The organism is Ensifer sp. ENS10 (genome assembly GCF_014852025.1).
GTDB lineage: Bacteria > Pseudomonadota > Alphaproteobacteria > Rhizobiales > Rhizobiaceae > Ensifer.
Map to the genome: position 1 here is coordinate 124,065 of NZ_JACVAS010000009.1, position 22,218 is coordinate 146,282.

Annotated in this window: 20 protein-coding genes; 3 read left to right on the forward strand and 17 right to left on the reverse strand. The window is 62.1% G+C overall.

Going from position 1 to position 22,218, the window contains the following annotated elements:
* Positions 1-64: 64 nt before the first annotated feature.
* The 4 genes from IB265_RS26695 to IB265_RS26710 form a co-directional block, all read right to left on the reverse strand.
* Entirely contained in the window at positions 65-1,444 is a 1,380-nt protein-coding gene (locus IB265_RS26695) for an aspartate aminotransferase family protein (protein ID WP_192495333.1), read from the reverse strand.
* A 35-nt stretch (positions 1,445-1,479) separates the two neighbouring features.
* Positions 1,480-2,976, reverse strand: coding sequence for an NAD-dependent succinate-semialdehyde dehydrogenase (locus IB265_RS26700; RefSeq protein WP_192495334.1), 1,497 nt, complete (start codon positions 2,974-2,976; stop codon positions 1,480-1,482).
* Positions 2,977-3,152: 176 nt separating this feature from the next.
* Positions 3,153-3,599 (reverse strand): MEKHLA domain-containing protein, encoded by a 447-nt coding sequence (locus tag IB265_RS26705; protein WP_192495335.1) that lies wholly within the window; start codon positions 3,597-3,599, stop codon positions 3,153-3,155.
* 213 nt (positions 3,600-3,812) lie between these two features.
* Positions 3,813-4,397, reverse strand: a complete 585-nt coding sequence (locus tag IB265_RS26710; RefSeq protein ID WP_192495336.1) for a tyrosine phosphatase family protein — start codon at positions 4,395-4,397, stop codon at positions 3,813-3,815.
* A 663-nt stretch (positions 4,398-5,060) separates the two neighbouring features.
* Between IB265_RS26710 and IB265_RS26715 the strand changes: the two genes are divergently transcribed.
* Positions 5,061-7,628, forward strand: a complete 2,568-nt coding sequence (locus tag IB265_RS26715) for an SH3 domain-containing protein (RefSeq protein ID WP_192495337.1) — start codon at positions 5,061-5,063, stop codon at positions 7,626-7,628.
* A gap of 383 nt (positions 7,629-8,011) precedes the next feature.
* Positions 8,012-8,437 (forward strand): plastocyanin/azurin family copper-binding protein, encoded by a 426-nt coding sequence (locus IB265_RS26720; protein ID WP_057249384.1) that lies wholly within the window; start codon positions 8,012-8,014, stop codon positions 8,435-8,437.
* A 138-nt stretch (positions 8,438-8,575) separates the two neighbouring features.
* On the opposite strand, the gene IB265_RS26725 is transcribed toward IB265_RS26720, so the two are convergent.
* The 10 genes from IB265_RS26725 to IB265_RS26770 all read right to left on the reverse strand — a co-directional run bounded on the left by IB265_RS26725 (position 8,576) and on the right by IB265_RS26770 (position 18,501).
* Positions 8,576-9,382 (reverse strand): ABC transporter ATP-binding protein, encoded by an 807-nt coding sequence (locus IB265_RS26725; protein WP_162733595.1) that lies wholly within the window; start codon positions 9,380-9,382, stop codon positions 8,576-8,578.
* Positions 9,379-10,266 carry an ABC transporter ATP-binding protein gene (locus IB265_RS37620; protein ID WP_192495338.1) on the reverse strand — a complete coding sequence of 296 codons (888 nt, stop codon included), beginning with the start codon at positions 10,264-10,266 and terminating at the stop codon, positions 9,379-9,381. Before IB265_RS37620 ends, IB265_RS26725 begins: the two co-directional genes overlap by 4 nt.
* 51 nt (positions 10,267-10,317) lie before the next feature.
* Entirely contained in the window at positions 10,318-11,157 is an 840-nt protein-coding gene (locus IB265_RS26735; protein WP_192495339.1) for an ABC transporter permease, read from the reverse strand.
* On the reverse strand, positions 11,154-12,176 hold the full coding sequence (locus IB265_RS26740) for an ABC transporter permease (protein ID WP_192495340.1): 1,023 nt from the start codon (positions 12,174-12,176) through the stop codon (positions 11,154-11,156). The genes IB265_RS26735 and IB265_RS26740 overlap by 4 nt, the downstream gene beginning before the upstream one ends.
* 16 nt (positions 12,177-12,192) lie before the next feature.
* On the reverse strand, positions 12,193-13,758 hold the full coding sequence (locus IB265_RS26745; RefSeq protein ID WP_192495341.1) for an ABC transporter substrate-binding protein: 1,566 nt from the start codon (positions 13,756-13,758) through the stop codon (positions 12,193-12,195).
* Positions 13,759-13,794: 36 nt separating this feature from the next.
* Positions 13,795-14,916, reverse strand: coding sequence for a DUF917 domain-containing protein (locus IB265_RS26750; protein ID WP_057249378.1), 1,122 nt, complete (start codon positions 14,914-14,916; stop codon positions 13,795-13,797).
* On the reverse strand, positions 14,913-16,457 hold the full coding sequence (locus IB265_RS26755) for a hydantoinase/oxoprolinase family protein (RefSeq protein WP_192495342.1): 1,545 nt from the start codon (positions 16,455-16,457) through the stop codon (positions 14,913-14,915). Before IB265_RS26755 ends, IB265_RS26750 begins: the two co-directional genes overlap by 4 nt.
* 3 nt (positions 16,458-16,460) lie before the next feature.
* A complete protein-coding gene (locus tag IB265_RS26760; protein ID WP_162764751.1) occupies positions 16,461-16,964 on the reverse strand; it encodes an Lrp/AsnC family transcriptional regulator in 504 nt (167 codons plus the stop codon).
* A gap of 565 nt (positions 16,965-17,529) precedes the next feature.
* Complete coding sequence (locus IB265_RS26765) at positions 17,530-17,880, reverse strand: ribbon-helix-helix domain-containing protein (protein WP_192495343.1); 351 nt, start codon at positions 17,878-17,880, stop codon at positions 17,530-17,532.
* A 24-nt stretch (positions 17,881-17,904) separates the two neighbouring features.
* Complete coding sequence (locus IB265_RS26770; RefSeq protein WP_192495344.1) at positions 17,905-18,501, reverse strand: DJ-1/PfpI family protein; 597 nt, start codon at positions 18,499-18,501, stop codon at positions 17,905-17,907.
* Between the two features lie 317 nt (positions 18,502-18,818).
* On the opposite strand from IB265_RS26770, the gene IB265_RS26775 reads away from it, so the two are divergent.
* Positions 18,819-19,316, forward strand: coding sequence for an NUDIX hydrolase (locus tag IB265_RS26775; RefSeq protein ID WP_245296233.1), 498 nt, complete (start codon positions 18,819-18,821; stop codon positions 19,314-19,316).
* A gap of 24 nt (positions 19,317-19,340) precedes the next feature.
* Here the strand turns inward: IB265_RS26775 and IB265_RS26780 are convergent, their stop codons facing one another.
* From IB265_RS26780 to IB265_RS26790, 3 genes are all read right to left on the reverse strand, one after another.
* The gene (locus tag IB265_RS26780) at positions 19,341-19,715 is read right to left on the reverse strand and encodes a hypothetical protein (RefSeq protein ID WP_058328964.1); all 375 of its coding nucleotides are present in this window, start codon (positions 19,713-19,715) and stop codon (positions 19,341-19,343) included.
* A gap of 170 nt (positions 19,716-19,885) precedes the next feature.
* Entirely contained in the window at positions 19,886-20,755 is an 870-nt protein-coding gene (locus IB265_RS26785) for a DMT family transporter (protein WP_192495345.1), read from the reverse strand.
* Positions 20,756-20,885: 130 nt separating this feature from the next.
* Positions 20,886-22,007 (reverse strand): NAD(P)-binding domain-containing protein, encoded by a 1,122-nt coding sequence (locus IB265_RS26790; RefSeq protein ID WP_309140479.1) that lies wholly within the window; start codon positions 22,005-22,007, stop codon positions 20,886-20,888.
* Positions 22,008-22,218: the final 211 nt, after the last annotated feature.

Below are 22,218 nucleotides of genomic sequence, written 5' to 3' on the forward strand. Positions count from 1 at the left end.
GCAGGGAATGGAAACGCATGATTGCGCCATTGGGCCTCTTTCATCGTTTCCTGCTCGCCGGGCCTTACTTTGAGCCGAGCACGGATGTGATCGCGTCTGCGGCCGCTTTCACGACGATGTCAGCCTCTTTCTTCGTCAGGCAGAGTGGTGGTGCGAAGCCGAGGATGTCGCCTTGGGGCATGGCGCGGCCGATGACGCCGCGTTCCAGGAGGGCGGCGGCGATCTGCGGGCCGACCTTTTTTGCCGGGTCGAAGAAGGCCCGGTCGTCCTTGTCCTCGACGAACTCGACCGCCGCCATCAATCCGTCGCCACGCACCTCGCCGACATGCTTGTGGTCGGCAAGCGCTTTCGCCAGTTCCGAGCGGAAATAGGCGCCGGTTTTGCCGGCGTTCTCGACAAGGCCCAGCTCGTCGATCAGTTCGAGATTGGCAACGCCCGCGGCCGCGCAGATCGGATGGGCGGAATAGGTCCAGCCATGGCCGATCGCGCCCAGCTCGTCAGAGCCCTGCACCAGCACCTGCCACATCTTGTCGGAGACGATCGTGCCGGAAAGGGGCGCATAGGCAGAGGTCAGGCCCTTGGCAATGGTGATGAGGTCGGGCTTCATGCCGTAATGGTCGGAGCCGAACATCGTCCCGAGACGGCCAAAGCCGGTGACCACCTCGTCGGCGACGAGCAGGATCTCGTATTTTTCGAGCACCGCCTGGATCTTCTGCCAGTAGCCCTTCGGCGGTGGTACGATGCCGCCCGTACCGAGGATCGGCTCGCCGATGAAGGCGGCGATCGTCTCCGGTCCTTCGGCCAGGATCATCTCTTCGAGCTTGTCGGCGCAATCTTGCGAGAACTGCTCTTCATCCATCGACCGGTCCGGGCGGCGGAAGAAGTAGGGCGCTTCCGTGTGCAGGATCGGCGCGCGCGGCAGGTCGAAAGCGTTGTGGAAGAGATGCAAGCCGGTCAGCGAGCCCGTCATGACGCCGGACCCATGATAGCCGCGCCAGCGTGAGATGATCTTCTTCTTTTCCGGCCGGCCGAGGATGTTGTTGTAGTACCAGATCAGCTTGATGTTGGTCTCGTTGGCATCCGAACCTGAAAGACCGAAGTAGACACGGCTCATGCCCTGAGGCGCGCGATCGATGATCAACTTGGACAGCCTGATCGAGGCTTCTGTGCCGTGACCGACATAGGCGTGGTAGTAAGCGAGGTTCTTGGCCTGCTCGGCGATCGCGTCGGCGATCTTCTGCCGGCCGTAGCCGACATTGACGCAGTAGAGGCCGGCAAATGCGTCAAGGCTCGTCTTGCCGCTGGTGTCGGTAATGTAGACGCCTTCGCCGCGGCCGATGACTCGGGTCGGCGTCTCGCCGCGCGCATGCATGCCCATATGCGTGGACGGGTGGAAGAAGTGATCACGGTCCCAGGCGGTAAGTTCGTTGCTTCTGTCGAGCATGGTCTTTCCTTTCGCGTATGAAATGTGGCGCGCGCTCAGGCGGCCGTGTCGATGCAGAGGTATTTGAGTTCCGTGAAGGCTTCGATGCCGTGGCGGGAGCCTTCGCGGCCGAGGCCCGACTGCTTCCAGCCTCCGAAGGGGATCGGTCCGCCGGTGATCTTCACCCGATTGATGGCGACCATGCCGTACTCAAGCGCCCGTCCAAGACGCATCTGGCGCGCGCCGCTCTCGGTGACGACATAGGCGACGAGGCCATACTCAGTGTCGTTGGCGCGGGCGATCACTTCGTCCTCGTCGTCGAAGGCCGTCACGGCTGCGACCGGACCGAATGTCTCTTCGCGCATGATCAGTGCCTCGTCGGGCACGTCGGTCAGGAGTGTGGGTTCAAAGAAAAGCGGCCCGGCCGGGTGGCGTCGTCCGCCGACTGCAAGCTTGGCGCCAAGCCGCAGCGCGTCGGCCACCTGCTCCTCAACCTTGGCGATCGCTCGTTCGTGCATCAGCGGGCCGATTTCGCAGTCGCGGTCGAGCCCGGCGCCGACCTTCAAGCGCGCAATCCGCGCAGCAAAGGCCTCCTCAAAAGCCCTGAGGATCGGCCGCTCGACATAGATGCGATTGGCAGCGAGGCAATCCTGGCCAGACGTCGCGAACTTTGCGGCGATCGCGATATCGGCTGCCTTCTCCACGTCGGCATCGGCGAAGACGATCAGCGGCGCGTGACCGCCGAGTTCCATGACCAGCCGCTTCATCGTCCGTGCGCACTGGCCGGCAATCAGCTTGCCGATCTCCGTCGACCCGGTGAAGCTCATGGCGCGGATGCGCGCATCGGCATTCATGCGGCCAACGATGGTGGCGGCATCCCCTGTCACCACGTTGAAGACACCTGAGGGCAGGCCGGCCCGCTCGCCGAGTTCGGCAAGGGCAAGTGCTGAAAGCGGTGTTTCGCTGGAGGGATGCGCAACGACGGTGCAGCCGGCGGCAAGGGCCGCTGCGGCCTTGCGGGTGATCATGGCGGAGGGGAAATTCCACGGCGTCACGATGCCGACGACGCCGAGGGCCTCGCGGCGCACGATCATCTCGGCTCCGGGAAGATGGCTGGTGACGCTTTCGGCGTTGAGGCGCTTTCCTTCCTCGGCATACCACTCGATGAAAGAGGCCGCATAGTCGATCTCGGCACTGGACTCGGCAAGCGGCTTGCCCTGTTCCAGCGTCATCAGCAGCGCAAGATCAGCGCGGGCCTCCAGGATCAGGTCATGCCACTTGCGCAGGATCGCGGAGCGCTGTTGCGGCAGCATGCTGCGCCAGGCGGGCAGCGCGTCGCTCGCGGCCGAGATCGCCTCCCCGGCCTGCTCGGCATCAAGGGCTGTGACCCAGGCGATGGTCGCCGACGAGGCGGGATCCGTCACCTTGAAGCCGGCACCGTCATGGCCGGCGATCCAGCGACCGCCGACATAGGCGAGCTCCCTGAGCAGGTGCGGATCGGCAAGGCGGGCGAGGGCGTCGTGAAAGGTCGTGCGGGCAAATACGGCGGTCATGGCGGCCTCCTCTGGTTGTCTGGAAGAAGTCTGCCAGAGGGAAGGCGACAGATTGTCTATTGCCGGGGTGGGCGGCAGAGACTTTGGCCAAAGGTAGGGGCAACCGTAGACAATCTCTCTATTAGGAGGCGGGTAGCAGCGTCTCGAGCGGTCACGAGATAAGGCGTAAAGCGCGCCTACTGGTCCTTCCAGGTGTGAAAGACGGCGGCCTGGCCGACACAGGCGCCGTCGGTGCGCACAAGCTGCCAGACGGTCGCGTTTTCGATCCAGAACCGGCGTCCGGATTTCGCGATCCGAACGCCGCGATAGTTGTCGATGAAACCCTTGGCGGAGACGCCGTCTAGAAGACGCTGCCTTTCTTCGCGGTCTGGCGCCTCGGCAGAAAGGCGCGACGGCATACCGATGAATTCCTCCCAAGAGTATCCGAAACAGGCCTGGGCCGTCTTGTTCGCGTATATGAAACGGGGATCCTCGGACCGGTCATGTGCGAGCAAGGCGAACGGCGCGGATGCATAAAGCCACCTGCCATCCGCGGAAGGATCACCTAAGCTTCTGCCTGTCAGCTGGCGGAAGCTTGCAATCATCAGTGCGGAAATCTCTTCGACGTCACGCTCGCTCATCATGCCGTTCCCTTTTTGCTGTGCGTCCCATTGGCCGCATCTTGCAGACATCGGCATCGTGGAGGCGAGAGTCCGCTATCGATGCTGCCCTGGTTTCCGGCCAGCCACCTGGATCGCGCGGTGTTCCTGAAGGTGGGCGTTCTGCGAAGAATTCTACGAAATCCAGGCTGAGCGCCTCTGCCGATGATTTCTCGAGACCGGGTGCGCCTTAGGCGGTCAGTCGTGGATGGCCATCTGCAATTCGGCATCGCGGCCGAGTGTCGTCATCCATTCGGTGAACTCGGGGCGGCTCTTGATCTGCCGACCATAGTGGCGGCCAAGCGCCGCAGTGAGATCACCCCCGCGGCCGAGCTGTTCGTCGGCAAAGCCAATCATCTGGGAATTCGGCCACGCTTGCGGGCGGATGGCGACAAGGCGGGCAAAGAGGCTTTCGCCTGGCTCATCCGGGTTTGCCTGCGCCATGAGGGTCAGCATGGCCGCCGTCGAGCGCGATACGCCCATGTGGCAGTGAACCAGCACATGGCTCGCGGCTTCCCGATCCTGCCGCATCAGGAAATCCGTACCGAAGCGAAGAACGGCTTCCACGTGTTCCGGGCGGGGCATCACCCGGTTCGGTGCCGCCGCAATGATATCGTGGAAACGCAGCGTCGTGCGGTGGTGTTCGCCATAGGCGCCGAAAGCTTCCAGTTCCGGGAGTTCCGGATCGACGATCGACAGAACATGGGTCACGTTTCGGCTGCTCTGCCCCGGAAGTTCCTCGATACCGCAAACGGTCAGCACGGGAGAAAAGGTCGTTTCCATGTCCACTATCCTTACATCGGTTTCATGAAGCACCTGCCTCGATTTGCGCGCGAGCAGGGCAAAAGCGTGTCGAGCATCATACATCGGGGTGCCGCAGATCGGCACGATGAGGGGTGGATCGACGCGCGGCAGGCGTTGAGAATGACGTTTTCATCGGCGGGAGGCGACGACGAAGCCGCCGGGAGAGATGGAAACTATACGGGCGCCGGCCTTCTTGGCAATCTCGATATTCGGAAACAGGATAACTCTTGCGCCCCGAAAAGGAGAGCACGAAAAGCACGCCCTTTCCCGTCAGGCGGAGGGCCGAAACCATCTGCAAGCTCGACGACGATCCACGATCTCATATTCGCGCTCTCCTCAATTGGAGTGCGTTGCCATCGGTGCTTTTCCGCGATGGCTAAATGTATCGCACAGCAACCGCGATGGCGCCGGATTTACGGGCAACAAGGAAGGCGTCGTTCAATGCCCGGTTTAATTAGAAGTTGGCAGCGTTACCAGTTGCACCCGTCATCGAATGTGCAATCATTCTGAATTAGACGACGCCGAATAGCTGCGATCTCGAAACGCCTTTCCGCGGCGATCCGTGCTAGTGCAACTTCCAGCCAACAGGACTTGAACACACCTTACACACCAATGAAGGCACACCAATGAAGGAATGTGATCATGCGTAGAATTCTTGCCTACCTCACGGTCGCTTCGTTCTTCTCGACCTCTGCTTTTGCGGACCCCGCCGTCCTGACGGCAAATGTGAATTTCAGGGTTGGCCCGGGCACCGGATTTGACGCGATACGCGTCATCCCCCAGGGCGAGGAAGTCGATATCAAGGAGTGTGATTCGGAAGCCAGCTGGTGTGCCGTGAGTTATTCCGGCGCAAATGGGTTCGTTGCGGGCAAATATCTCAACCAGTCTGACGCCACCGCGCCTGCCTGGCCAAGGGTGTTCAACACCGACAAGGGCGCGACGATCACGCTCTTTCAACCGCAGATAATATCCTGGAAGGATTTCAAGGAACTCGAGGCTCTTGTCGCCACCGAACTCAAATCGTCCGCAGACGCAAAGCCGGTCTACGGGATCATCGGGCTTTCGGCAAAGACTGTCGCTGACGATGCATCTGAAAACGTCACGCTGACGGATGTTCGCACCACGCGGCTCGACTTCTCTGCGCTCGACCGCCAGCAACTTGCCGATCTCGCGCTCGACATCGGCAAGCTTATTCCTACCGATCCGATCGTCGTGTCGCAGCAACGGCTGGCCGCGAGCCTTGCGGATTTCGAGCGTCTCGCAGACGTTCCGGATATCAAGGCCGACCCGCCGCCGATCTTTGAGAGCGAGGCGCCAGCGATCCTGTTGCAGACGGACGGCAAGGCGGTTACGGCCCCGGTCAAGGGCGTTGAGGGCCTATCGTTCGTGGTCAACACGAACTGGGACCTGTTTAAAGTCGAACAATCAGGCGATTACTATCTGCGAAGCGACAAGAACTGGCTCACCTCGAAGACATTGGAGACCAGCTGGGTTGAGGCAGAAACGGTTCCGGATCTGTTTTCCAAACTGCCTGAGATCGAGAACTGGAAAGGGGTAAAGGCCTCCGTTCCGCCAACGCGCTTCAACGAGAACGAGATCCCGAAGGTCTTCTATTCGGAGAAGCCGGCGGAGCTCCTGATCTTTGACGGAAAGCCGGTCCTCGAACCGGTGGTGGGCACAGGGCTAGATTGGGTTTCTAATACGACCAGCTCGGTCTTTTTCCATCGGGCCAGCAAGAACTGGTACACCCTTCTCTCCGGAAGGTGGTTCTCATCAGCCTCGCTCGAAGGACCCTGGAATTTCGCCACTCCCGATCTGCCGGAAGATTTCGTGAACCTACCCGACGACGCGCCCTATTCGGCAGTGCGTGCTTCGATCCCCGGCACCTCCGAAAGCGCAATGGCGCGTCTGAGGGCGAGCATTCCGAAGCTTGCGCGGGTTTCGACCGATGGGTCATTGAAGGTGGACGTACACTACAATGGCGAGCCGAAGTTCGAGCCGATCGAAGGCACGTCCCTGTTTTATGCCGTCAACGCGAACGAGCAGGTCATCAAGGTCGCGGACAAGTATTTCGTCCTCAAGGATGGCATCTGGTTCGTCGGCGATACGCCGACCGGGCCCTTTGCCGTTGCACGCGCGGTTGCTGACGAGATCTACGGCATTCCATCGTCGTCTCCGGTCTATAACGCCACCTATGTCCGCGTTTACGACACGGAACCGGACGCCGTCTGGTACGGCTACACCCTCGGCTACCTCTATACGTATCTCGCCTGGGACACCGTCGTCTGGGGGTCGGGGTGGTACTATCCGCCCTATTGGGACTACTACGATGACGATTGGCCCTACTATCCGCCTCCGATCAGCTATGGGTTTGGCGCCTCATACAACCCGGCCTACGGAACCTTCGGCCGCTATGGCTACGCCTACGGTCCCGAGAGGGGTTTGGCGTTTGGCGCGGCTTACAATCCCGTCACCGGGACCCGGTTCCGCGCTGGTGCTGCGGCAGGACCTGGCGGCGAACGGGGCTTCATCTCCGCCTACAATCCAAGGACCGGCAACGCCATGGTCGCGCGCGGCGGCCAGAATGTCTACGGTTCCTGGGGCAGCGTTGCCGTCAAGCACGGTGGAGAATTCGCACGTATAAGCGGCGGAACAACAGGCAGTGCCGGCGGTTTGCGCTGGCGCAACACGGAAGGCAACAAAGGCTTTATCGTCGGCAGCAAGGGCGGTGACGTCTATGCCGGTCGCGACGGCAGCGTCTATCGTCGCCAGGACGGGCAGTGGCAGAAGCACACGCCGGATGGCTGGCAACCGGTCCAGCGGCCGGACGGAGAGAACCTGCGAAATGCCGGTCAGCGTGCAGCATCCAACAGACCTCAAGCCGCCCAACGTATTCAGAACCGGGTCGAGACAAGGCCTGCACCCCGTCGCAACCAGCAGGTTCGTCAGCGGGCGCCGGATCATCTATCCTTCGATCGTGCCGGACGACAGTTCGGCAACCAGAATGAACTGAGCCGCAACTATGGCCGGCTCTACCAGGAGTCCGGCCGCAACTTCCAAAGCTTTGACCGTGGCGGCGGCTATCGCGGCGGCGGTTTTCAGGGTGGCAGCCGCGGCGGGTTCCACGGCGGTGGCGGTCGGGGCGGTGGGGCAGCCTTCCGTGGTGGTGGCGGCGGTGGAGGACGTGGCGGCGGCGGCCGGGGCCGCTGAACGCGCGGATTGATCTGGCGAAAGCCGCATCGGGAGACTTTCGCCAAAGCACGGCCGGCGGAGGCCACACCCTGTCCATCGGCTCGTCCGACTGTACTGGAGGAGGCTGCTGATGGCGGCCTCCAACCAAGCGATGGCGTGTCGAGCCGGTTCCGTCCGCAAAACCCTGGCGCCGTCACAAAGCAGCTGCAGGACAGCCGATGGACAGGGTGTGTCGCCTAGAACGGCGTCGGGGCCGCACGGCATTGCCGATCGGTTCCGCTCATTGCGACGAGGCTGAACGCACGATCGCGTCCTGACCAAGGAAGAGCCCACCGGTCAGCAAGGTCTCGCGTCATGGCGCACATCGCCGATAAACGGCAGCAAAAAAAAGGAAACTTAAAATGCGGTTCACCCGAAACAAGCTAGCAGTGCTTACTTTCATCTGTCTGACGTCGCCTGCATTTGCCGGCACGACCGTCAAAGTTGTCGAGAGCGGCGAGGCTGGCGGTTCGATGACCCTCACACTGGATCAATCGACCATCAAGGCCGGCGAGACGACCTTCATGGTCCACAACGACGCAATGACAGAAGAGCACGAGATGGTGCTGATCAAGTTGAAATCGGCCGACCAGAAGATCGATGTCGTCGCGGCCAAGCACCGCGTCAACGAAAAGCAGCTGAAAAGCCTTGGCGAGGTGTCCGACCTGAAACCGGGTGCCGATGGCCAGATGAAGGCCAAGCTCACGCCAGGGTCCTATGTACTGCTCTGCAATATCAAGGGACACTTCGAAGCCGGCATGCATGCGATGCTGACGGTCACGAAGTAGCCCGCCTCTGACGCAGAGACGGCCAATTGCACCGGTGGTCATCGCATGGCCGCCGGTTGCGCATTGAGATTGGGCAGTGGCAGTTCAGTCGTTGCCTATGCAGACCACTGAAAACGAAAGCGAGGTAGGCGCTTGGCGTCAGCCGGGAGCCAGTTCGTGCTCGACAAGCTTTTCGCGGCGCCCGTAGGAAAGCAGTTCGCGCGTATAGGGATCGGCTGGCGCGCCGATCACCTCTTTCGTTCTGCCGAATTCGATGACGTCGCCGTGCCGCATGACCAGAAGCGCGTCGGAGACATGTGCGACGACCTTCAGATTATGGGTTACGAAGAGCATCGACAGCCCGCGGCTTTCCTTCAGATCCGAAAGGAGATTGAGGATCTGTGCCTGCACGGAGACGTCGAGCGCCGATGTCGGCTCGTCGAGAATGAGGAGGCTCGGCTCCAGCGCTAGTGCGCGGGCGATCGCCACGCGCTGAGCCTGACCACCGGAGAGTTCGCTTGCGCGTCGGTCGAGAAAATCAGCCGGCAGCCCGCAGTCGGAGAGCAGGCCCGCGATCTTCTTCCGCATGGCCGCGCCGTGTCGGCCGCCTTGCGCCAGGATCGGCTCGGCAAGGATATCGGCGATCGTCAATCTCGGGCTCAACGAGAGGAAGGGGTTTTGCAGCACGACGCCGATCTTCTGGCGTTCCCGGCGCAACGCGCTGCCCCTTAGCGCAAGCCAGTCCTGGCCGTCGAGCCGGATCTGCCCGCTTTCCACCGGAAGGAGCCGAAGGATGGCGCGCAGGAGACTTGTCTTGCCGGAGCCGCTTTCGCCGACGATGCCGAGGGTCTCGCCCTTGGCAAGGCGGAAGCTTGCGCCGTTGACTGCGGGTTTTGGGCGCGCCGCGAAGAGACCGGCGCGGTAGCGGATCACGAGATTGTCGATGTCCAGTATCGGCGTGGTCATGCAGCATCCTCCGGCAGGTGGCATAGCCAGCGATGCACAGCACGGCTGCGCTCCGGCGGTGGCGTGACTGCGCACTCATGGAGCGCCTGGGGACAGCGCGTGGCAAAGGCACAGCCGGCAATTGCCGAGCGCGGCGGCGGGATGGAGCCCTCGATGGCCGCGAGCCGTGCTCCGAGCGGTGCAGCGTCGGGGAGCGCGGCGAGCAGGGCACGGGTGTAGGGGTGCCCGGGACTTTGCAACACGGCATCGACCGGGCCGGTCTCGACGGAGCGGCCTGCGTAGAGCACGGTTGCACGGTCGCAGGCCTCGGCGATGACGTCCATGTCGTGGGTGATCATCAAAACGGTGAGGCCGCGCTCGGTCACCAGCTTGCGCAGAAGCGCCAGAACTTGGGCGCCGACCGAGACGTCCAGCGCTGTGGTCGGCTCGTCGGCGATCAGGAAGTCCGCGCCGGTCGCCAGTGCCTGGGCGATGACCACGCGCTGCTGCATGCCGCCGGAAAGCTGGTGCGGATAGCCGCGGAGCACTCTTTCAGGATCAGACAGTCCCGTTGAGGCCAGCAGATCGATCGCCTCCGCGCGCCTCGCCCGATGCGGCAGGTCGCGATGGGCGCGGATCACATCGTCCATCTGCGTGGCGATGCTGAGAACCGGATTGAGGGCGGCGGCAGGATCCTGGGCGATCATGCCGATACGCCGGCCACGCAGGCGCACCGCATGCTCGCGAAGATCCTCGCCGTCAAAATGGAACCGGTCGGCAACGATGCGGGCACCCTTCGGAGCCAGGCCAAGTGCCGCCATCCCGGTCATGGTCTTGCCGCAGCCGGATTCGCCGATGACGCCGTGGATCTCGCCGCGCTCGATCTCGAGGCTGACCGCACGCACCGCGTGAACGTCGCCTTTGTTGTCGGGATGCTGACCGACAGGTTGCGGATATCAAGCAGCGGCACGAGCAGTCCCTCCCTTGCGCTCTCGCAGCGCATCGCCGAGCACGCTGAAGGCGAGCGCGATGACGAAGATGGTGAGGCCCGGCATCGCCGAATACCACCAGCGCGCGGGGAAGAACTTTCGACCGGCATCTACCATCTGGCCCCAGTCGGCGGTCGGCGGCAACACGCCCAGGCCAAGGAAGGAGAGGGCAGCCGCGGTAAGAAGTGCCGGCCCGACATCGAGAGCAGCCTGCACGGTCAGCGGCCTGCCTGTCGCCGGCAGGATGTGGCGGAGGATGATGCGCCAATGCGAGACGCCGGAGAGTTGCGCCGCCTCCACATAGGGCTGACCACGCAGCACCAGCACCTCCGCGCGGGCCAGTCTCGCATACCAGGGCCACCAGGTGACAGCGACGGCGATGACGCTGTTCAGAAAGCCCGGTCCGAGGGCGGCGGCCATCAGCACCGCTAGCAATAGTGCAGGGAAGGCGAGGAAGACGTCGGTACCGCGCATCAGCGCCTCGTCGACCCAACCGCCGAAGTAGCCGGCGGCAAGACCGATCGGCAGGCCGATCAGCAGCGAGAAGGCGACGATCAATATGCCATTCGTCAGCGACACCCGGGTGCCGTAAGCAATGCGGCTCAGAATATCCCGGCCAAGATGGTCTGTCCCCAGCCAGTAGTCTGCGGAGGGCGGCGAGAGCTTGGCGACAACATTCGGGCCGCCGGCCCCCTGCAGGGGATAAGGCGCGATCCACGGCGCGAAGAGCGCGACGAGCACGAAGAGAAGGACGATCGCAAGGGCGACGGTGCCAGGCCAGCCGAGGCGTTGGAGGAGCTTTTTCATGACAGCGCCACCCGCGGGTCGACAAGGGCCTGGGTGATATCGATCAGCAGGTTCATCACGACGTAGCAGATGGTCACGACCATGGTGACGGCGGCGATGACCGGAAAGTCCTTGGCGAGGATCGCTTCGGAGACGTAACGGCCGAGACCCGGCCAGGCGAAAATGATCTCGACGAGCACCGCGCCGGTCAGGGCATAGGCAAAGGAGAGACCGATCACTGTCAGCGCCGGCCCCATGGCGTTCGGCAGCGCGTGACCAAATAGGATGCGCGGTTCGGAAAGGCCGAGCGCGCGGGCCGCAACGATATGGCGGCGCTCAAGGATTTCGATCATGGCCGAGCGTGTCAGCCGCATGGCGACGCCTGCAGGATAGGAGGCGAGCGTCAACGCCGGCAGGATCAGATGCGTCAGGGCATCGCCGAATGCGTCGAGGCGGCCGGCGATGAGCGCGTCGATCAAGTTGAAACCGGTCAGCATCGGTAGCGGCGCGGAGATCGCGATCTCTCTGGAAAGTCGGCCGGAGAGCGGGAGGATACCCAGCCATTGCGCAAAGATGAGCTGCAGGATCATGGCCAGGAAAAAGGTCGGCATCGCGACGGCCGCGATAGAACCGAAACTGCAGAACCGGTCCGCCCAACCGTCTTGCCGCGCCGCGGCGATGACGCCGAGCGGGATACCGATCAGGAGCGCAAGGCCGGTCGAAAATATGGCAAGCTCCAGGGTGGCCGGAAGATGGGCCCTGAGATCCTCCGCGATGAGGCGTCTGGACTTGTAGGAGATGCCGAAATCGGCGGACGCCATGGCGCCGGCGAAAGTCGCGAAACGGGCCGGAAGAGGCGCGTCGAGATTAAGCTCCTGGCGCGCCTTCTCGATTTGCTCGGCCGTGGGACGCGGGCCCGCATAGAGCGCGGCGGGGTCCGACGGTACGACCTGTGCCACCACGAAGACCAGGAAGGTCACGCCCACCAAAACGAAGGCGGAGAGAAACGTGCGGCGCAGGATGTAGCGTAGAAGTTCCATCAGACCCCCCGCGTGCCTACCGGCTCAGATCGTTGACAAAGGCGATGTGCCCGTAGGCCGGATTGTCGGCATAGCCCTTGATGTCCGCACGGATGATGTGGACGTTCGGCTGGTCAAGCATGAAGATGGCTGCCGCGTCCTCGATGATCTTGCGCTGCGCCTCGACGAACAGCGCCTCGGCGCGCGGGCGGTCCGTGCCCGAGAGCTTGGCTGCTTCATCGATCTTGGCGTCCACCTCGGGGTTGGAATAGTAGCCGAGATTGAAATTCGGCTTCTCTTCACTGTGGAACAGGTTGAAGAGGTAGTCATAGGGGGTGACGAAGGTCGGCCACCAGAACATAACGAAAATGTCCTGCGCCGCTTCGGGGTTCGATTTGCCGAGCTGCCACTGCGCTTCCCATGCCATCGGCTGGAGCTTCAGCGTGATGCCGAGCGTCTCGAGATTGGCCTTCCAGAGTTCGCCTGCGACCGCCTCGATCGCCTGGGATGTGGAGTAGGTCATGACCAGTTCCAGGCCTGGCTCTACGCCTTCTTCGGCAAGAAGTGCCTTTGCGGCTTCCAGATCGGTCTTCGGGATCGGCGCATTGGCATCGTGGCCCCAGATGCCGGCCGGGACGACGCCCTTGGCGCGTGTGCCGAAGCCGCTCGTTCCCGCGGCGATCACGTCGTCATAGGGAAAGGCGAGTGACAGAGCCTGACGCACCTTGACCTTGTCGAGCGGCGCACGCTTGACATTGTAGAGGCCGAACAGCGTTTCGAAGGAAGGATTGACGACCACGTTCAGATCGGGATTGGACTTCAACGCCTCGAGGTTTTCGTAGGGAAGACTGTAGGTCCAGTCGGCCTGGCCGCTCTCGATCATGTTCTGAGCGAGCGTCGCATCCTCGACGATCTCGAACGAGATCGTCTGGAAGGCGCCATCCGGCACCTTGCCCCAATAGCCTTCGACCCGGTCGAGAACGGCGCGCTGACCGGGCTCGTAACGCGAAATCTTGAACGCTCCGGTCCCTGCATCGTTGCCGGCGTTAAACCAGGAAGCTTCCTTGTCATGCGAGGAAGGCGCGTAGATCCAGGCGGCAAAGCCGGCAGATGCGATGAGGTCCAATGGCTGCGGTTCGGAAAGCACGAAGACCACCTTCAGCGGTTCCGGCGTTTCGATGGACGAAACCGGGCCCCAGATGAAGGACGCACCGCCGCCGATTTTCTTGGTCCGCTCGATCGAGCCCTTGACCGCCTGTGAGGTCAGCGGGCTGCCGTCATGGAACTTCACGCCATCACGCAGGGTGAAGGTCCAGGTCTTGCCGTCTGCGCTCACGTCCCAGGAGGTGGCAAGCAGAGGCTCGATTTTGGCTTCGGCCTTGTCGGTCGCGGGAATGTAGCGCGTCAGCCCTTCGTAGACATTGGCAAGCACCGCGCCGTCGTTGGAAAAGGAGGTGGCGGGGTCGAGATCCGGAAAACTCGTCGGATAGGCGAGCGTGAAGATGCTGCTCGTGCCCTCAGCCATGGCAAAATTCCAATGCGACGCGGCGGCTGTGGCGATGACAGTGAGGGCGGCGGTTTTCAAGAAATTGCGGCGGTTCATGTCAGGCTCCCAATCGAGTTCTGGAGGTGCGGACGCTTAGGCGTCTTCTTTGTAGTGGGGTACGGCAGGCGCATCCGCAGACACGCCCATCGGCACGAAGTCGAAATCGTAACCAAAGGCACGCGGGCCGACGGAGGCGAGCGCGATTTCGCTGCGCAGCAGAACCGGGGCAGGCATGGACAACACGTCGATGCGCAGGCCGTAGCGCAGCTCTTCCGTGCCGATCGCCCGACCGGTCTCTGAATCCACGATGCAGATCAGGTCCGGCACCATGGTGATGATCTCTTCGCCTTCACGCGCGATCAGATATTCGTTCTGGATGTCGACCGTCAGTGTGCGCCCCGCGTCCGCATCCAGGCCCGCAACGGTGAGCTTGCCGCGGGTGAAGCCCGCCATAACGCGGCGGCTGATATCGGTCACCTTGCCACGCATCAACCGCACACCACCGGATTGCTTCAAGATGGCCTCGACCGGATCCTCCTTGGCCGCGCGCGCGTTCATGACAGCATCCCCGAGGCTCCAGGCCTGGCTGGTGGTGTGGGGCACGCCGAAACGGCGGACGAATTCACCGGACATCGGCGCCGTCGTCATCAGTGCCGTGCATCCCATGGCAATGGTGCTGGCGCGCAGCAGCTTCTCCAGCATCTTCGGCGTCGTCGCGTCGGTGACGACGAGCACATTGCCGTCCGCATCGGCAAGGGCCGCGGGCTGCACCGCCTGGCCGTGGATGAAGAAAGTCGTCATCTGCACTTCCGGGAAAGCGCGACCCATGCCGTCCGCATCGACGACAGGCAGATCGACCATCGCCGCCGTCAGCATCGGCGCGATGCCGTTACCACCACCGACTTCGTCACCGAGCAGTGCATCGACCTTGCGGCCCAGATGTCGTTCGAGCGCGTTCAATAGCCGGACGCCCTCACTGCCTTCCGGGATCTTCTCGATACCCACGGTCGGGGCACCGATGCCGCCGATACCGAGAATCTGGGCATCCGGTGCCATGTCGGCCGGCCGCACCATGCGAATGCGCTTGCCTTCGCGCAAAAGCGCCTTGGCACGCAGCAGGCCATGATAGGTGCTACCGCCGCCGCCGGTTCCCAGAATGCCGCAGCCGATGGCGATGCGATCGATATCCGCTTCGCTGAGCGTCCAGTACTTCATGCCCGCAACTCCCCAATCACTTTCGCGGCGACGCGAACGGCATTGCCGGGCAGGTAAGCCAGCGGCGTTTCTTCGATTTCGGCAAGGGTGGTCGTATCGGCATCTGCGCCGGCCTCGACTGCGCGCGCCCGAGCCTCCGCGACAATGGATTCCAGTGCGATTTCCCGCGTGGTGCCTTCGAGCGAAACCACGCTGTCCACCTCGCCGGAGACCTGCGCGATTGCCGCACCGATTGCGTTGGCCGAACCGAAATGATCAGGTTTCAGCGAAACCGAGGTTCCCTCCAGCAGCCCCTCGACCAGCACCGAACCGCCGCCGACGAGAATGGCGGGGATCGGGTCGGCGCTTGGCTTCATGCGATCCAGCACCGTTTCGATGCTGGCCTTCATCTGCGCCAGCAGCTGCTCCGCAAATTCCGGCGTGATGTGGCTGAGGCGGCTGCGGTCTCCGAGCTCGACGAGGCCGGCAGCGACGGCGATATCGGTTGCCGTCAGCGTGTCGCCGCCGAAGCAGAGAGCCTTTTCCGGCAGCCGAAAACCGACCGAATCCGGACCGATCGTCGAAGCCGGACCGGGGCGTACGATGCTGCCGCCGCCAAGGCCGAAGGAGTAGACATCCGGCACGCGGAAATTGGTCGGCACGCCGCCGATCATCGCGCCTTCGCTGCGGGTGCGCGGAAAGCCGGCGACCAGCATGCCGATATCCGTGGTGGTGCCGCCGATATCGATCACGGCCGCGTCGGAGAGCCCGGTGAGGAAGGCCGCGCCGCGCATGGAGTTGGTCGGTCCCGACGCGATCGTGAAGACGGGATAACGTTCGGCGAACTCGGCTGCCATCAGCGTGCCGTCGTTCTGCGTGAGGAAAAGCGGGCAGCTGAGGCCGAGGGCGGCAAAAGCCGAGCGGAAGGCGCCGACCGTCTCGCGTCCGAGCGTGTGGAGGCTCGCATTGAGGATCGTGGCGTTTTCGCGGGGCAGGAGGCCGGTGCGGCCGACGCGGTGCGACAGGCTGATTGCCGCGCCGGGCATTTCTTCTGCGACGATTTCCGCCGCGTCGTTTTCCATTTTCGGGTCGACCAGGGCGAAGACCGAGCAGATCGCGACGGCGGAGATGCCACGCGCCCGCCAATCGCGGCACGCCGCGCGGATCGCCACATCGTCGAGCGGCGCAATCTCCGAGCCATCGTAATTGACGCCACCGCCAACCAGGGCGGCACCACCATCGACGACGGGGCGAAGCGTGTCCGGCCAATCGATCATTGGCGGCAGCGAGCGCGTCGCCGCGCCGCAAAGTCGGAGAACGCCAACCTTTTCAAGGTGCCGGCCCTCGACGATGGCGTTGAGGAAGTGCGTGGTGCCGATCATCACCGCATTGACCGCGCCGGCAGAAACGCCTGCTTCGGCCAGGACCGTGCGGATTGCTGCGCTGACGCCCGATGTCACGTCCGCGGTGGTCGAGGATTTTACCGTGGCCAGGACCTCGGCGCCGCGCAGCAGCGCTGCGTCCGTATTGGTTCCGCCGACATCCACTCCGATACGAAGCATGGTCTATCCCTTTTTCTTGCCGCCGAGATCCGTACCGCGGCTGATTGCGGTCGTCCTCGTGCCAAATACCTTGTAGAGGCGCAGCACGACCGAGCTCGTGACGCGCTTGACGCCGGGCAGTTTGCCCAGTTCCTGATCGATGAATTCGAGCAAAGCCGCATGGTCGGAGACGAAGAGTGAAGCGCTGAGGTTCGCCGTACCGCTCGTGGCGGCGAGGTAGCCGATCTCGTCATACTCGGCGAGCAGGATGGCGACGTCTTCCTGTTTGCCGGGCTCGACTTCGATCAAAAGCTCGACCTGGACATCGCGTCCGAGCGCCACCGGATCTGGAATGGCGCCGATGACGATCATTTTGGCCTGGAGCAATCCGGCAATGCGGTTGCGGATCGTGCGTTCCGAGACGCTGCCGATCCGGCCGGCGATCTCGGCCGCCGAAAGGCGTCCGTCTTCGGAGAGATAACGGATAATCTCGCGGTCCAGATCATCGACGAGGTAGCGTTGGGTCATCACCGTTTCCATTTCGGCCTTGATGACCGGAGTAAATTTCCGAAACGGAACTGTGTCAAGAATATTTCAGTCGGCTAAGGCAATTCTTTTCGAAAATTTCCTGTTTCAGGCAATGATTCTTCTGGAAGTTGCCGAATCGGAAACGGCGCCGGGATGGCGAGCAGTCGATACGGCTGATCGGGGGCAGCATGGCTGAATTCCGCTTGGCGTGGGCTGTGCTCGGGGTCTGTAGCGAAAACGTGCGGAAGTTCGGGCTGAATGCTTCCGTATCGATATGACGGGAACCGAGTGTGGCCGTGGAGGCTGTTCCCTTCTGCGGGCGCTCGGCCGACAGATGGCTCTGCCGGTCGCTGCACGCGGGGACCCGGCACTATCGGCGGCGTCACCATTGCCCAGGCCGAGCGGCTGCAAGCGAAGGTCTAAATGACGACCGCCTGCAGCGCCGCAGCCATCCTGACATTCGCAACGGGAACGCTTCCGAACCGCAATAACCTCAGCCGCTTCAGGCGAGCCGGCCGAGGGTGCGGTGGTTCTTGGCGGCCCTCAACCGTCGAGGGCCGCTGCCTTAGTGGTATTTTTCCTGCTCGCGAACGAGGATCGCCGGAGCGTTCAGCCCGGCGATCGGTTGTTTGACATCCGTCGGAATGTCCCCGGTCAGTTGAAGGTCGAGATAGCGCGCGCAACAGACCCTCAGAAACGAAGTGAAGTTCCCAAGATCGTGGCCGGCATCGATGGACTCATGATGCAGCTTGGTTATCAACTGCGTGACGTTCATGCGATCGCGATGGGCGATCTCCTCGAGCTTCGACCAGAAGAAGTTCTCTAGCCGAACGCTTGTCACCATGCCATCGATGCGTAGCGAACGCGTTGTACTTTCCCAGATCCTTGCGTCCGCCTTTATGAACAATTCGCACATCGCGGTCCTCCCTTGTCCGCTTCCTCAGGCGGCGTCCGTTTGTAGCAGGGCGGAGGCGTCGAGCACAGCCATGAACTGCCGCAGCCACGACGGGTGCGCCGGCCATGCGGGGGCGGTGACGAGGTCGCCGTCCGAGACCGCGTCATCGATCGCGATATCGGCATAAATGCCGCCGGCGAGTTCGACTTCCGGGCGGCAGGCGGGATAGGCCGAACATGTGCGCCCTTTCAGCACGCCGGCCGCTGCAAGAAGTTGGGCACCGTGGCAGATGGCCGCCACCGGTTTCCCGGCCTCGAAGAAATGCTGCACGGCCTTGATGACGTCGGGGTTGAGGCGCAGATACTCGGGCGCGCGGCCGCCCGGGATGACGAGCGCATCGTAGTCCTCGGCGCGAATACTGGAGAAAGTAGCGTTGAGGGTGAAGTTGTGGCCGCGTTTCTCGGAATAGGTCTGGTCGCCTTCGAAATCATGGATCGCGGTCGCGACCGTCTCTCCGGCCTTCTTGCCGGGGCAGGCGGCATGGACGCTGTACCCGCAGGCAAGCAGCGTCTGAAACGGGACCATCGTTTCATAGTCCTCGGTGAAGTCTCCGGTGATCATCAGAATTTTCGAAGCTGTCATCTGTTCTTCCCAAAACCAATGGAAAGAGCCTAGCAGGGCAGGCGAGCCAGAAGGTACTAACGGAATACTACAACGAAAATTCCAGGCGGGACCGATTGGTGGCGGAGCGATCGCCATTCCGCTCCTGGTTCCTGTCAGTCAGTCTCGTGTGTGGCCCCCGATACGGCCCGAACAGCTACTCGCTGAGGGAAAAACAGGGGTGCGATGATGGCGTCTCCCTCGTTTCATTTTGCAATCACTCATTGCGAGACGGGCCGTCACATATCTGTCATAAACGCGAACAAGATTCTGCTTCAAATCCACCGGAACCGAGAGAGATGTCCGAGCAATTCTCGCTACTATGCGAAATGCTGCCCCAAAACTCTGCTCGTTCAACGACATGTGTCCAGCAGGCTGGCGCGATTTGTTTTCGGACCTCAGCAGATAGCCTTCCTGAAGTCTTGCTCGTCACGAGCCGCCGCAACGGCCGCTGGGGAATACCAAAGGGGCGTATAGAGGCAGGGGAGACGGCGCGCGCCGCAGCCGCGCGCGAAGCGATGGAAGAGGCTGGCGTTCGAGGCCGGGTATCGAGCGATGCCATTGGCTCGTTCGTTTATACCAAGGATAGCATTGACCTCAGCTATCACCTCAACGTGCATTTGCTCGAAGTCGAGGAAATTCTGGCGGACTTCCCCGAGAGGCAAAGCCGGAGACTACAATGGACTCCGCTTGAAGCCGCCGTCCAGGAAGTCTCTGAGCCAAAGCTCCGTGAACTGCTGTTGCTTCTGGCTGCAGAAAACGGGCTGTGTGTCGGGTTTGAACTCCAGGCCCGGTAGCGCTGCCGGCATCATGCAGGGAAATCAGTGTGCGGTTTTCGCTCTTTGCAGAAGAACCTGCATCTCCTGAAATCGTCTCTTGCGTTCGGGATCGTCCTCATCGGCGGCGTAACAGATGCGTGAAACGCAGAAGCGCAGGATTTTTGTCGGCGCGTTCGCATTGTCGAACTCGCAGTCGAAGGTGTCCGTCATATCTGACTTCTTTGTGTCGGCTCTTTCGGAATACTTAAAGCGTGCACCGGGCGGTGCAATCTCGGGAAAGGACTGCACCACCCCGACGTTGAGCGTGTCGACCAGGAAGAAATTCTTGGCGACTGCCATGCAGGCCGTCTCCAGGCCGGGGCTTTGCGCATATGCGGGGCCTGCCGCGATACACAGAACTGGGAGAAGCCATTTCATCGCATACTCCATCCGCGGAAAAACCTTGCGATCCGATCGGCTGCTCCGACAACACGCGAAGGTGGAAATTGTTCCGTCGCGTGGCGATCAGGATGTTGCTGCGGTCGTGAAGCTAGATCCTGCTGGCCCAACTGATCGCTAAGCGCGCGCGTTTTCAGATGCGTTATCGGCTATGAGCGCTTGGCCAACTGGTGTTCGCGCCAGATCGTGAAAAGGCCCGCGCCGACCACGATCAGGGCGCCGATGATCATGTTGTGCGTGATCGTTTCGCCAAACAACAGGACGGCAAACATCACGTTGAGAACCAGCTGAAAATAGGTGACCGGCTGAACTTCCGCGGCAGGCAGCAGCCCATAGGCTCGGATAAGGAAGTAGTGGCTGAGCGTGCCGCAGACGCAAAGGGCTGCCAACGCGAACCAATCGGTGGGGACGACTTCGGTCCAGTAGAACGGGCCGATCAGCGAAATCGCCAGTGCCCCGATCACACCCGCATAAAAGAGGCTCGTCACCGCGGAATCTTCGCGGCTGACTGCGCGCGTTGCGATGCTATAGAGCGCGAACAGCACGGAGGCGACAAGCGGCAGAAGCAGCGACATGTCGAAATGAACGTCCACCGGATTGATGATCACCAGCACGCCGACCAGACCAATCAGTACGGCAGCCCCGCGCCGCCATCCGACTACCTCTCCGAGAAGCGGTATCGACAGGATGGTGATGATCAATGGGGTTGCCTGGAAGATCGATTGGCTCATGGCGAGCCCGGCGTGAACATAGGAAAAGACGATGACGACGATCTCTGCGACCAGCAGAAGGCCGCGAACAACCTGCAGCCAGGGATGGCGCGTTTGAATGGATCGGCGAATACCCCCGGGAGACGACGCGGCAAAGGCAAATACGAAGAGGGCGAACGCCCAGAACCGGATCATCGTTATGAAGAGTGCCGGATAGCGATCACCCAGATACTTGGTTATCGCATCCTGGCCAGCGAAGATGCAGATGGCGAGGAAGGCAAACAAATAGCCGCGGGTCTTGGGGCTCATCACACTAAAAACTCAGAATCGTTGGCCATTTGATTAGCATAGACTTTTCGTGAGCGCTCGAACCAAACGACGGGTTCCTTCCCGTCGCATTTACTTGGGAATGGCGACTGGAATCGCGCTCACGGCCGCATCAGATCAGGCCGAGATGGGCGGCCAGTTCCCGTGCTGCTGCGCCGCCCGCCCTGTTCGCTCCAATCGTGGAAGCCGAGGGGCCGTAGCCTACCAGATGGATGCGTGGGTCCTTTTCGACCCGCGTCGCGAGGCGTCCGCCCAGGACGATGCCGCCGTCGTCCCCGCGCAGTTGCAGCGGAGCGAGATGATCGAGTGAGCTGCGAAAACCCGTTGCCCAGAGAATGACGTCAGCTTTCTGTTCCGTTCCATCCGGCCAGCGCACGCCGTGAGGAAGGATCTCACTGAAGATCGGCAGCCGTTTCAGCGCCCCTCGTTTTGCGGCGGCGCGCAGGGCTGGGGTCCACGGAATGCCGGTGACGGACACCACCGAGCCCGGCACCAGCCCATTCCGCACCCTTTCTTCAACGGCGGCAACGGCGGCGCGGCCGTCTTCCTGAGTAAATGGTCCCTCGTGAAACTGCGGCTCGCGGCGCGTGACCCACGTTGTCGTTGTCACTTGCGAGATTTCATCGAGATGCTGGAGCGCCGAAATGCCGCCGCCGACGACAATCACATGCTTGCCCGCAAACGCGTCCGCCGTTTGATAGTCGCGAGAGTGAAGCTGCTGTCCTTCGAACCGATCGGCACCGGGATAGGCGGGAATAGAAGGGGTCTCCCAGGTTCCCGTGGCGTTGATGAGCCCCTCGGCCGAAAAGGTCTCGTGGTCCGTTTCCACCCGAAGCCGGCCGAAGCGCTCGCAAACTACCTTGACCGCAACCGGGCGATAGATCGGCAGCCGGAATTTTTCTTCATAGGCGGCGTAATAGTTGGGAACCGCCGTCGAAGCCCGCGCCTCCGTTTCTCCAATGGGAACAACTTCCGCAAACTCCATGCCCGGCAAGTCGTGGAGACGGTTGACCGTGCTCAGCGTTAATGACGGCCAGCGATGCTGCCAGGCGCCGCCCGGTTTATCGTTCTTGTCGAGGACGATGAAATTCCGGCCCGGCTGAAGGCCAAGCTTCATCAGGTGATAGGCCGATGACAGTCCGGCTTGGCCTGCGCCGATCACGACAATGTTGACCTTGATCGCGGCGTGAAGCGCGGCATTTGTTGAGGCTGTGGATGGCATGGTGTCGGTCACTCTTGGTCCTCGAAACGCGTAGCTCGACCGCCGGCCGCAAAGCGAAACTCAGCTCTTCTACGCATCCTTGTGATCGTAAGAAGTCGGCCACGCAATGCGCTCGCGGCATCGTTTGGAGAAATCCCCCGCTCAGCAAGCCCATTGGAGAGCTGCGCCGGCGGCGGAGCGGAGATTGGGCACCTGGAAGATTCGGCTCGTGCGGCGCCATAAC

Excerpts from the sequence above, each read along its gene's own strand:
- IB265_RS26695 (WP_192495333.1), bottom strand. The coding sequence starts at position 1,444 with ATGCTCGACAGAAGCAACGAACTTACCGCCTGGGACCGTGATCACTTC.
- IB265_RS26700 (WP_192495334.1), bottom strand. The coding sequence starts at position 2,976 with ATGACCGCCGTATTTGCCCGCACGACCTTTCACGACGCCCTCGCCCGC.
- IB265_RS26705 (WP_192495335.1), bottom strand. The coding sequence starts at position 3,599 with ATGATGAGCGAGCGTGACGTCGAAGAGATTTCCGCACTGATGATTGCA.
- IB265_RS26710 (WP_192495336.1), bottom strand. The coding sequence starts at position 4,397 with ATGGAAACGACCTTTTCTCCCGTGCTGACCGTTTGCGGTATCGAGGAA.
- IB265_RS26715 (WP_192495337.1), top strand. The coding sequence starts at position 5,061 with ATGCGTAGAATTCTTGCCTACCTCACGGTCGCTTCGTTCTTCTCGACC.
- IB265_RS26720 (WP_057249384.1), top strand. The coding sequence starts at position 8,012 with ATGCGGTTCACCCGAAACAAGCTAGCAGTGCTTACTTTCATCTGTCTG.
- IB265_RS26725 (WP_162733595.1), bottom strand. The coding sequence starts at position 9,382 with ATGACCACGCCGATACTGGACATCGACAATCTCGTGATCCGCTACCGC.
- IB265_RS26735 (WP_192495339.1), bottom strand. The coding sequence starts at position 11,157 with ATGAAAAAGCTCCTCCAACGCCTCGGCTGGCCTGGCACCGTCGCCCTT.
- IB265_RS26740 (WP_192495340.1), bottom strand. The coding sequence starts at position 12,176 with ATGGAACTTCTACGCTACATCCTGCGCCGCACGTTTCTCTCCGCCTTC.
- IB265_RS26745 (WP_192495341.1), bottom strand. The coding sequence starts at position 13,758 with ATGAACCGCCGCAATTTCTTGAAAACCGCCGCCCTCACTGTCATCGCC.
- IB265_RS26750 (WP_057249378.1), bottom strand. The coding sequence starts at position 14,916 with ATGAAGTACTGGACGCTCAGCGAAGCGGATATCGATCGCATCGCCATC.
- IB265_RS26755 (WP_192495342.1), bottom strand. The coding sequence starts at position 16,457 with ATGCTTCGTATCGGAGTGGATGTCGGCGGAACCAATACGGACGCAGCG.
- IB265_RS26760 (WP_162764751.1), bottom strand. The coding sequence starts at position 16,964 with ATGACCCAACGCTACCTCGTCGATGATCTGGACCGCGAGATTATCCGT.
- IB265_RS26765 (WP_192495343.1), bottom strand. The coding sequence starts at position 17,880 with ATGTGCGAATTGTTCATAAAGGCGGACGCAAGGATCTGGGAAAGTACA.
- IB265_RS26770 (WP_192495344.1), bottom strand. The coding sequence starts at position 18,501 with ATGACAGCTTCGAAAATTCTGATGATCACCGGAGACTTCACCGAGGAC.
- IB265_RS26775 (WP_245296233.1), top strand. The coding sequence starts at position 18,819 with ATGTCCGAGCAATTCTCGCTACTATGCGAAATGCTGCCCCAAAACTCT.
- IB265_RS26780 (WP_058328964.1), bottom strand. The coding sequence starts at position 19,715 with ATGAAATGGCTTCTCCCAGTTCTGTGTATCGCGGCAGGCCCCGCATAT.
- IB265_RS26785 (WP_192495345.1), bottom strand. The coding sequence starts at position 20,755 with ATGAGCCCCAAGACCCGCGGCTATTTGTTTGCCTTCCTCGCCATCTGC.